General features: G+C 56.8%; 6 protein-coding genes, 3 tRNA genes and 3 pseudogenes. 2 read left to right on the forward strand and 10 right to left on the reverse strand.

Going from position 1 to position 10808, the window contains the following annotated elements; translation table 11 throughout:
• Window positions 1–63 precede the first annotated feature (63 nt).
• The 4 genes and pseudogenes from AO277_RS07300 to AO277_RS07315 form a co-directional block, all read right to left on the reverse strand.
• A pseudogene (locus AO277_RS07300) lies at window positions 64–543 on the reverse strand (hypothetical protein); the annotation flags it as partial.
• Window positions 544–934: 391 nt separating this feature from the next.
• A tRNA-Leu gene (locus tag AO277_RS07305) sits at window positions 935–1019 on the reverse strand.
• A 56-nt stretch (window positions 1020–1075) separates the two neighbouring features.
• A tRNA-His gene (locus tag AO277_RS07310) sits at window positions 1076–1151 on the reverse strand.
• A 51-nt stretch (window positions 1152–1202) separates the two neighbouring features.
• Window positions 1203–1279, reverse strand: a tRNA-Arg gene (locus AO277_RS07315).
• 293 nt (window positions 1280–1572) lie between these two features.
• On the opposite strand from AO277_RS07315, the gene folD reads away from it, so the two are divergent.
• The gene (folD, locus tag AO277_RS07320) at window positions 1573–2427 is read left to right on the forward strand and encodes a bifunctional methylenetetrahydrofolate dehydrogenase/methenyltetrahydrofolate cyclohydrolase FolD (RefSeq protein ID WP_002552732.1); all 855 of its coding nucleotides are present in this window, start codon (window positions 1573–1575) and stop codon (window positions 2425–2427) included.
• A gap of 61 nt (window positions 2428–2488) precedes the next feature.
• Here the strand turns inward: folD and AO277_RS07325 are convergent, their stop codons facing one another.
• The 6 genes and pseudogenes from AO277_RS07325 to AO277_RS07350 all read right to left on the reverse strand — a co-directional run bounded on the left by AO277_RS07325 (window position 2489) and on the right by AO277_RS07350 (window position 8518).
• Window positions 2489–4261 carry an ABC transporter substrate-binding protein gene (locus AO277_RS07325; RefSeq protein ID WP_044319823.1) on the reverse strand — a complete coding sequence of 591 codons (1773 nt, stop codon included), beginning with the start codon at window positions 4259–4261 and terminating at the stop codon, window positions 2489–2491.
• Window positions 4262–4346: 85 nt separating this feature from the next.
• A complete protein-coding gene (locus AO277_RS07330; RefSeq protein WP_002552730.1) occupies window positions 4347–4619 on the reverse strand; it encodes a DUF2160 domain-containing protein in 273 nt (90 codons plus the stop codon).
• A 12-nt stretch (window positions 4620–4631) separates the two neighbouring features.
• Window positions 4632–5432, reverse strand: a pseudogene (locus AO277_RS07335) (carbohydrate ABC transporter permease).
• Between the two features lie 10 nt (window positions 5433–5442).
• Window positions 5443–6309, reverse strand: coding sequence for a carbohydrate ABC transporter permease (locus tag AO277_RS07340; protein WP_002552729.1), 867 nt, complete (start codon window positions 6307–6309; stop codon window positions 5443–5445).
• The gene (locus AO277_RS07345) at window positions 6302–7417 is read right to left on the reverse strand and encodes an ABC transporter ATP-binding protein (RefSeq protein ID WP_005733169.1); all 1116 of its coding nucleotides are present in this window, start codon (window positions 7415–7417) and stop codon (window positions 6302–6304) included. Before AO277_RS07345 ends, AO277_RS07340 begins: the two co-directional genes overlap by 8 nt.
• Window positions 7417–8518 (reverse strand): annotated as a pseudogene (locus AO277_RS07350) (ABC transporter ATP-binding protein). The gene AO277_RS07345 and the pseudogene AO277_RS07350 overlap by 1 nt, the downstream one beginning before the upstream one ends.
• A gap of 299 nt (window positions 8519–8817) precedes the next feature.
• On the opposite strand from AO277_RS07350, the gene AO277_RS07355 reads away from it, so the two are divergent.
• Window positions 8818–10671, forward strand: a complete 1854-nt coding sequence (locus tag AO277_RS07355) for a sigma-54-dependent Fis family transcriptional regulator (protein WP_044319821.1) — start codon at window positions 8818–8820, stop codon at window positions 10669–10671.
• Window positions 10672–10808: the final 137 nt, after the last annotated feature.

Genomic DNA, 10808 nt, shown 5'->3' on the forward strand with positions numbered 1-10808 from the left:
AGCGGCTATGGCTCAGCAGTCTAAAAATAGCGGCCTACTTCAGACCATTCCTAAAGCCTCTTAGTCCTTCCCTGGTTCCAGCTTGTAAACGACCGCTTGGCCAGCACAGGACAAGTAAGTGCTGCCATTGCCACCAATCGTCGCGCCCAGGGTTGCAATTTGAAACGGGAGATCAGTCCTGACGCGATACTCGGTCACAACCTCTTTATAGACACCTTCGCCCATCCGGGTGGCTGGGACGTATTCAGTAAGCGTGGGCGCAACTCGCTTCGGCATGCGAACGCTCGCCGATTTCAGGGGGTACTGCGGATAGTTGATATTCGCCGTGCCGTCTCGCCCGAAACGTCCAGCATCAGCCATCTTGTGGCGGGTAGCAGGGGCACAACTACCCATAATGCTATCTCCATACACACTGGAGTTCGTGATAACGCGAACATGTGCCAAGTCTTCTGACTGAGCAGGCTCTTCGTAGGGCACTGAAGGTATTCCGGAGCAACCAGTAAGCGCTACAGCAAAAAAAATTACGAAAGTGACAGCCCGCATTACGATGTCCTTATTGACTTGCCAACCAAAAAACCGACGCGATGGCCGGTTTTTTGTCCCCTTTCCTACGCATGCACAAAGGAAGTAATGTGCCAAATGATGGCTTTATGACCCACTGCTGTCAAGCAGCTGCCGCATTCATTAGTCTCTCGCGAATACCCCGCCCCAGCGCTACCGCCTTTGTCAGTGCGTTTCGATTGCCAGACGGCGGATCAGTGAAACGGAAGCATGAGTACATCACCAGCAAGCCAATTCAGGATGTACTCATTAACGTACTAAAAAAATCCAGACACCGGCAAATACTCATGAAACTCAACACAACAAAAAGCCCGCACTTGGCGGGCTTCTCTTGGCTTTCGCGGTTCTCAGTGGAACCCGGGGAAAGTACATCTGGTGCGGACGGAGAGACTCGAACTCTCACACCTTGCGGCGCTGGAACCTAAATCCAGTGTGTCTACCAATTCCACCACATCCGCATTTCAGACTTTTAAAGCAAAGACGCCAGACTATGAATCTGGCGCCCTTCTTAATATGGGGTGGACGATGGGGTTCGAACCCACGACCGCAGGAGTCACAATCCTGTGCTCTACCAACTGAGCTACGCCCACCATATTGCGCGTGACGATAAAACTTACTTGCTGTGCCAAAGCTGCCTTAAATGGCGCACCCGGCAGGACTCGAACCTGCGACCATCCGCTTAGAAGGCGGATGCTCTATCCAGCTGAGCTACGGGCACTTATATAATTTGTATTCTTGCGATAACAAACTAAAAGGCTTTCAATCACACCGAGCTGATTTGCAACTCTGCCTGACCTAATCAACCAGTGCTAGCTTAACCAGTGCTGGGCTCTGCCCGGCAAGTGCGACGAATCTTATAGACGGCCCCTGGGGTCGTCAACCTTTTTTTGAAAAAAATTCAGCTAGATAAAGGAGTTAGCGGAATATCCAACGCATGCGCCTTTGCCCTCGCGCCATGTCATGCGAGAATGCGCGCTCATTTTATTTCCTCTCGATGGTTAATCACGCGTCATGACTGCAAAACTAATCGACGGCAAGGCGATCGCCGCCAGCCTGCGCCAGCAGATCGCCAAACGTGTCGCCGAACGTAGCCAGCAAGGTCTGCGTACGCCGGGCCTCGCGGTGATTCTGGTCGGCAGCGACCCTGCCTCTCAGGTCTATGTCTCTCACAAGCGCAAGGACTGCGAGGAAGTCGGCTTTATCTCCCAGGCCTATGACTTGCCCGCTGATACCACTCAGGTTGCGCTGACCGATCTGATCGACCGCCTCAATGAAGACGCCGCTGTCGACGGCATTCTGCTGCAATTGCCTTTGCCAGCCCATCTGGACGCATCGCTGCTGCTCGAGCGCATCCGCCCGGACAAGGACGTGGACGGTTTCCATCCTTATAACGTCGGCCGTCTCGCCCAGCGCATTCCCCTGCTGCGACCGTGCACACCCAAAGGGATCATTACACTGCTGGAAAGCACTGGAGTCGATCTGTACGGTCTGGATGCTGTGGTGGTTGGCGCGTCGAACATTGTCGGCCGCCCCATGGCCATGGAATTGCTTCTGGCGGGCTGCACGGTCACCGTGACCCACCGTTTCACCAAGGATCTGGCAGGCCATGTAGGTCGCGCCGATCTGGTGGTGGTTGCCGCCGGCAAGCCCGGCCTGGTCAAGGGCGAATGGATCAAACCCGGCGCGATTGTCATCGACGTCGGCATCAACCGTCAGGACGATGGCAAGCTGGTGGGCGACGTGGTTTACGAGACTGCCCTGCCCCGCGCCGGCTGGATCACTCCGGTTCCGGGCGGCGTTGGCCCCATGACCCGCGCCTGCCTGCTGGAAAACACGCTGTACGCCGCAGAAACCCTGCACGACTGATCAGCCTGCAGCAATAAAAAACGGCACCTTCAAGGTGCCGTTTTTTTACCTCGACAAAACCTTACTTCTTGCCAGCCTCCCAGCTTTTCAGCAGGTCAGCGTAGGCGATGGTTTCACCCTTGGGTTTCTCGTTGGCCAGTTTGCGCTGTGGCGCGAGGAACTTGCCGTTGCTGTTCTCAGCCTTGGCATACCACTCCTCGGCAGACGTTTCGGGGTTCATCTTCGGCGCACACTTGCTGGCTTCCTGAACCTTGGAACGTTCGATGCGCGTCATGATGGCATCCTGATCCTTGGCCAGACCGTCCAGCGCCTGCTGTGCTGTCTTCTCGCCAGTGACCGCCTCGGCCACATGGCTCCACCACAGCTGTGCCAGCTTCGGATAGTCAGGCACGTTGGTGCCGGTAGGCGACCATTGAACGCGGGCCGGGCTGCGATAGAACTCCACCAGACCTCCCAGCTTGGGCGCCAGAGCGGTCATCTCCTTGGAATTGATATCCGACTCGCGAATCGGCGTCAGACCGACAATGGTCTTCTTCAGCGAAACACTTTTCGAGGTCACGAACTGCGCATACAACCAGGCCGCCAGGCGCTTCTTCTCGTCGGAAGACTTCAGGAAGGTCCATGAGCCCACGTCCTGGTAACCGAGCTTCATGCCTTCTTTCCAGTACGGCCCTTTGGGTGACGGGGCCATGCGCCATTTCGGCGTGCCATCGGCGTTCATGACTGGCAGGCCGGGCTTGGTCATGTCGGCAGTAAAGGCGGTGTACCAGAAGATCTGTTGCGCGACGTTACCCTGCGACGGAACCGGACCGGACTCCGAAAAGGTCATGCCCGCAGCTTCAGGCGGTGCGTAGGCTTTCAGCCAGTCGATGTATTTCTGAGTCGCGAACACCGCTGCCGGCCCGTTGGTGTCGCCACCGCGGGTAATGCTGGAGCCGACCGGGTGGCAATCCTCGACGCGGATGCCCCACTCGTCCACAGGCAGACCGTTAGGCAAGCCCTTGTCGCCGCTGCCAGCCATGGAGAACCAGGCATCGGTGAAGCGCCAGCCCAGCGACGGGTCCTTCTTGCCGTAATCCATGTGCCCGAAGACTTTCTTGCCGTCGATCTCCTTGACGTCTTCGCTGAAGAATTTGGCAATGTCTTCGTAGGCCGACCAGTTGACCGGGACGCCCAGCTCATAGCCGTACTTGTCTTTGAACTTCTTTTTCAGGTCGGGACGTTCGAACCAGTCGGCACGGAACCAGTACAGGTTGGCGAATTGCTGATCAGGCAGCTGGTAAAGCTTGCCGTCCGGCGCGGTGGTGAACGAGGTGCCGATGAAGTCTTTCAGGTCCAGAGTCGGCGAGGTGACCTTGCTGCCTTCCGGACTGGCCATCAGGTCGGTCAGCGACAGTGCCTTGCCGTAGCGGAAGTGTGTCCCGATCAGGTCCGAGTCGTTGACCCAGCCGTCGTAGATACTTTTGTCCGACTGCATGGCGGTCTGCAGTTTTTCGATCACATCACCCTCTTGCAGCAGGTCATGGGTGACTTTGATACCAGTGATTTCAGTGAAGGCCTTGGCCAGGGTTTTCGATTCGTACTCGTGGGTAGTCAGGGTTTCCGATACCACCTTGATGTCCATGCCACGGAACGGCTCGGCGGCCTTGATGAACCACTCCAGCTCTTTCAACTGTTCTGCATCGGAAAGCGTACTCGGCTTGAATTCACTGGCCGCCCACTTCTTCGCCGCATCTTCGTACTGATCTGCCCACGCCGAAACACTCAACCCGCTGAGCATCATCATGGTCGCCAGCGTCACGCTATGTTGCAGCTTGTTTTTCTTATTGAACATAGTCATCTCCAATGTTGCTTTTATGTAGTCCCGCTTTTCGAATATCGCCGACCGGATCACCCCGGCAATCGCGCCCGGCCGCCCTCTAACCCCAACGCATCACCACCAACAGCCACACCAGGGAGGCCCCTGAAGCGATCCAGACACTCCAGTCGGTCGCGCCGATCACCAGCAAATGCAGGTAAGCGCTACCCAGAAGCCCAATGAACAAACGGTCGCCACGCGTGGTGGCAATCGGCAGAAAACCACGGCGCTCGATACTTGCCGAGCGCAACTCCCATACGGTCATCCCCGCCAGAAGCAATGCGATGCTGATGAAAAAGGCCGCAGTGGGCAGTGTCCAGGACATCCACTCCATTTTTTCGACTCCTCAGACACGACCAAGAGCAAAGCCCTTGACCACATGGTTGCGAACGAACCAGATCACCAGCATACCCGGCAGGATAGTCAACACCCCCGCCGCCGCCAGCACGCCCCAATCAATACCCGACGCCGAGACTGTACGGGTCATTACCGCAGCAATCGGTTTGGCATTGACCGATGTCAGGGTGCGCGCCAGCAACAGCTCGACCCAGGAGAACATGAAGCAGAAAAACGCGGTAACACCGATACCCGAGCCAATCAACGGAATGAAAATCTTCACGAAAAACTTCGGAAAGCTATAACCGTCGATGTAGGCCGTTTCGTCAATCTCCTTGGGAACGCCGGACATGAAGCCCTCCAGAATCCATACCGCCAGCGGAACGTTGAACAAGCAATGCGCCAGTGCAACGGCGATGTGCGTGTCAAACAGGCCAATGGACGAGTAGAGCTGGAAAAACGGCAGCAGGAACACGGCCGGTGGTGCCATGCGATTGGTCAGCAGTCAGAAGAACAGGTGCTTGTCGCCGAGAAAACGATAGCGAGAGAACGCGTAGGCTGCCGGAAGCGCAACGCTCAGCGATATCACGGTATTGAGGCACACGTAGTACAGCGAGTTCAGATAACCGCTGTACCAGCTTTCGTCGGTGAAAATCACCTTGTAGTTGGCCAGGGTAAAGTCCTGCGGCCACAGGGTCAGGCCACCGAGGATCTCGGTATTGGTCTTGAACGACATGTTGATCAGCCAGTAGATCGGCACCAGCAGAAACAACAGGTAAATCCATAGCGGTATGATTTTGCGCAGACTCATGACCAGCCCCTCAATTCTTTTCGCTGTGAGTCATGGCGGTGTAGAACACCCATGACACCAACAGAATGATCAGGAAATACACTAGCGAGAACGCCGCCGCAGGCCCCAGGTCGAACTGCCCGAGCGCCATGGTGGTCAGGGTCTGACTGAGGAACGTAGTGGAGTTGCCAGGACCGCCACCGGTGAGCACGAACGGCTCGGTGTAGATCATGAAGCTGTCCATGAAGCGCAGCATCACCGCGATCAATAGCACGCTTTTCATCTTCGGCAGCTGGATATGCCGGAAGATGGCCCAGCCGGAGGCACGATCAATCCGCGCCGCCTGATAGTAGACATCCGGGATGGCGCGCAACCCTGAATAGCACAGCAAAGCCACCAGCGAAGTCCAGTGCCAGACGTCGATGACCAGCACTGTCACCCAGGCATCCGAAGCATTGGCGGCGTAGTTGTAGTTGATGCCAAGCACGTTGTTCAACGTGTAACCCAGCAAGCCGATATCGCCACGGCCGAAGATCTGCCAGATGGTACCGACCACGTTCCACGGAATCAGCAACGGAATGGTCATCACAATCAGGCACAGCGAAGACCAGCGGCCTTTGGTGGGCATGGTCAGGGCAATCGCGATACCCAGCGGGATCTCGATCAGCAGTACACAACCCGAGTAAATGAACTGGCGCAGCAGCGAATCGTGCAGACGTGGGTCCTGCAAGACCTGACGGAACCAGTCAGTACCAACAAAATAGCGGCTGGACTGGTCGAAGATGTCCTGCACCGAGTAGTTGACCACAGTCATCATCGGGATAATCGCGCTGAATGCCACCAGCAGAAACACCGGCATCACCAGCCACCAGGCTTTGTTGTTCTGCACCTTACGCATGGGACACCTCACTGGCCGGGCCGGCTTCAAGCAGGTAATCGTCGGCATAGAGCATCAGCCATTGCCCTGGAAAGCTGATCCAGGCCTGGCCATGCGGCACCGGTTTGTCTTCCTGCAAACGAACCTTGAGCAGTTGCCCGGCCAGTTTCAGGGTAATGATCTTGTAGGTACCGAGGTCTTCCACATAGGTCACGTCGGCGCACATCGCATCGTCGTAAGGCCCGTCCCAGACATGCACGAACTCTGGACGAATGCCCACTTTCAGACTTTTCCACGGTGTGCTGGCAAGCTTTTGCTGCAACGACTCAGGCAGCGGCAGATGAATGTCGGCAAAACCGACACCGCCCGGTTGAGGCGTGACGTCAATCAGGTTCATGCCAGGGCTGCCGATGAAATAGCCGACAAAGGTGTGGGACGGCTTTTCAAACAGCTCCCGCGGTGTGCCGAACTGGACGATCTGTCCGCCATACATCACCGCAATCTTGTCAGCGAAGGTCGACGCCTCCAGTTGATCGTGGGTGACGTAGACCATAGTGATATTGAATTGCTCGTGGATCTGCTTGAGCTTGCGGCGCAGTTTCCATTTCAGGTGCGGGTCGATCACGGTCAGCGGTTCGTCGAAGAGGATCGCCGACACGTCATCGCGCACCAACCCGCGACCCATGGAGACTTTCTGCTTTTCGTCCGCGCTGAGGTTGCGCGCTTTCTTTTTCAGCAGCGGCTGCAGGTCCAGGACATCGGCAATTTCGTTGACCTTGATGAGAATCCGCGCCTCGTCCAGGCCCTGATTGCGCAACGGAAAGGCCAGGTTATCGAACACCGTCATGGTGTCGTAGATCACTGGAAACTGGAAAACCTGAGCGATGTTGCGACGCTCCGGGGGCAGCTCATTGACTACTTTCGAGTCGAACAGCACTTGGCCCTGCGACGGACTGAGCAGACCGGAAATGATGTTGAGCAGGGTTGACTTGCCACACCCGGAAGGCCCGAGCAGCGCGTAAGCACCGCCCTGCTCCCAGATGTGACTCATCTCGCGAATTGCATAGTCGTCAGGACCAGGCTTGGCGCTGTAACTGTGCGCCAGGTTCTGCAAACGGATCTCGGCCATCAGGCAACCCTCGCCATGCGCAGGCCCGGCGCCTGAATCAGGCCGCCCTGCTGATCGAATACAAATAATTTGTGAGTCGGGATGTACTCCCGAATCGATGCGTCAACGTCGTAGGCATGCACGCCCGGCAGGTGCAAAACCAGTGAAAACAGCTCGTTGCGCACATGCAGAAAGGTTTCCGAGCCGCTGATCTCCGCCAGCTCGACGGTGACCGCCAGCTCCAGATCATCATCGTTGGAAGGCACAAGGCTCAAATGGCTGGGACGCACACCAAAGCGGTATTCACCATCACCGACGGCCCGCAGGTCGACGTTGAGCGGGAAATGCACAAAGTTGGCGAAGCTGACTTCATTGCCGTCTATACGGCCCGGCATCAGATTGATCGGCGGTTCAGAGAACAGCTCGGCCGCCAATACCGTGCTCGGCCGGTGATAGACCTCGGGAGTCTTGCCGCTCTGCACCACCCGCCCTTCATGCAGGATGGTGGTGGTGCCACCCAGCGCCAGCGCTTCATTGGGCTCGGTAGTGGCATAGATGGCAATGGTATGGCGGGCTGCAAACAGCTCGCGCATTTCCTGACGCAGCTCTTCACGCAGCTTGCAGCTTGTAATCAAGGTTGACCAAAGGCTCGTCGAACAGGATCAACTCGGCGTCCTTGACCAGCGCCCTGGCCATCGCGGTGCGCTGCTGCTGCCCACCGGACAATTCGAGCGGGTGGCGTTGCAGGAATTTTTCGATGCGCAGCATCTTCGCCGTTTCCTGCACACGGCTGTGGATCACGTCCTTGGACAGACCGGCCTGGCGCAGCGGCGAGGCGATGTTTTCGAACACCGTCATGCTTGGGTAATTGATGAACTGCTGATAAACCATCGAGACGTTGCGCAGACGAACCGGTCGATTTGTAACATCGACCCCGTTCATCAGCACCCGCCCGCTGTCAGGCTTGTCCAGCCCGGCCATCAGGCGCATCAGGCTGGTTTTGCCGGACAGGGTTCGCCCCAGCAGAACGTTGAAAGATCCTGGCTCAAAGCTCAGGGAAGCGTCGTCGATCCAGACCTGACCATCGACCGCGCGACTGACGTGCTCCAGCGTGAGAGACATGGCGTGCCCTTTGTTGTTTTTTTCTTAAGGGTGAATGCGTGACTATTTGCAGATAGCGACATTCGTGCCAGCTCGGCCAGACTGCTTGAGAGCCCCGAAACAGAGCCTTCCCCCGTATTCATGGGGCGAAAGCGCTTTCACAGCTGAACAATAATGAACAGTAAACACTGAACACTTGAACAAAATGAACATTGACTTTGAACAAAACTGAACGACACTGGACGGACGTTGCGGGCAAGGATGGTCACGCCGACGGGACCTAAAAACAAAAACAACACGTCATATTCGCAGGCATCCTCATGTCTCAATCCAGCGCTTCGCTCGTTCACGACATCATCATTCAGGATTCATGGAGGCGCTGCCGGGATTTCGGTCTCAGCCATCAGACGCGCCCTTCATTCGGCCAACTGCCGAACGCTGAGGTTTCCAGGCTGCTGGAGCGCCATCACGGGCTGGTGCAGACCACCCATCAGGAAGTCCTGCCGGTTTATGAAAACATTCTAAGCAACTCCAATTGCCTGATTCTGCTGGCCGACCCTCAAGGCCAGTTGCTCAAATCCTGGGGCGCGCAACGCTTCGTCGAGTCTTCTCAGGCACAGGGCTTCATGGCTGGCGCCAGCTGGAGCGAACGGGGCACCGGCACCAATGCCATCGGCACAGCACTGGCCTGTGAGCAGGCCATTCACATTGAACCGGACGAGCACTTCCTCAAGGCGAATCGCTTCATGACCGGTTCAGCTTCACCGATCTTCGATGCCGATCGGCGCATCATTGCCGTGCTGGATGTATCCAGTGACAGTTTCCTGCCCCCCTCGCATACCCTGGGTATGGTCAAGATGATGAGCCAGTCGGTGGAAAACCGACTGATCCTCGATCAGTTCCGCGACTCCCACTATCAGTTGATATTCAATACGGGCCTGAACAATCTCGACAGCCAATGGGCAGGCCTGCTGATTTTTGACGAAAGCGGCCAGATCCTTTGCGCCAATCGACGCGCTGACAATTTGTTGGGGACGACGCCGTCCGGTGCCAGTATTGAAACGTTGTTCAAATGCCCGATCCTGCAACTGCTCAGCGAGACAGAAGCGCGGCCGTTTGCGCTGCACGCGTTTGGCAACAATCGCTTTCAATGTCTGCTCAAGCGTCCGACCCGCAAGCCGCTGAAGCTGCACAGCGTCCAACCGGCTCAGGCACCTGTCGCGCCGCGGAGCCTGGATCTGGAGGCGATCAGCCTGGGTGATGCAAAAATCGAGAAAGCCGTGAATCAGGCGCAGCGGCTGCTGGAAAAAGACATCCCGCTGCTGATCCACGGGGAAACCGGGGTCGGCAAGGAAGTGTTTGTCAAAGCCCTGCATCAAGCCAGTACCCGCGCCACTCAGCCGCTGATCGCTGTCAACTGCGCGGCTATCCCGGCCGAACTGGTCGAGGCCGAGCTATTTGGCTATGAAAGGGGGGCGTTCACCGGTGCCAGTCAAAAAGGCAGCATTGGCCTGATTCGCAAAGCCGACAAAGGCACGCTGTTTCTGGATGAAGTCGGTGACATGCCCCTGCCGGTACAGGCGCGATTGCTGCGTGTGCTTCAAGAGCGCTGCGTTCAGCCGTTGGGCAGCAGTGAATTATATCCGGTAGACATACGCCTGATTTCAGCCACCAATCGCAGCCTGCGCGATCAGGTTCAGACGGGGCACTTTCGCCAGGACCTTTATTATCGAATCAGCGGCTTGAGCATCGAACTCCCGGCACTGCGCGAACGCACCGACAAACATGCACTCATCCAGCGTATCTGGGAGCGGCATCGCGACGCTCATCAACGGGCAGGGTTTTCCAGAGAGGTTCTCGAGCTATTCGAACATCACCCGTGGCCGGGCAACATTCGTCAGCTCAACAGCGTGATTCAGGTGGCGCTTGCTTTGGCAGATGAACAGCCGATCAGTACCGAGCACCTGCCGGAGGATTTTCTGCTGGATATGGGCATGGATGAGGACTGCCGAGAGCCGGTGAAAACTCAGGAATCCACTGTGCGCCTTCACACGACAGAAGACCTGAGCCAACTGTTTCAAGCGGCTGGCGGAAATATTTCACAGCTGGCAAAACGTTTGGGGGTAAGCCGCAACACGCTATACAAGCGGTTGCGGGAACAGCGGATTGTCTAGTTTTTGGCTTTCGGCAGACCGCACATCGAGGATCGGACGCGGAGCGTCCAGACCAGCATGCCCACGCAGAGCATGGGCACGATAGTCTTTCGGGTCATTTCGTTCCCATGCTCTGGTATGCCCCCCGAAGGTTGGAC

Origin of the sequence: Pseudomonas amygdali (genome assembly GCF_002699855.1) — a bacterium.
In the GTDB taxonomy this organism is placed as follows: domain Bacteria; phylum Pseudomonadota; class Gammaproteobacteria; order Pseudomonadales; family Pseudomonadaceae; genus Aquipseudomonas; species Aquipseudomonas amygdali.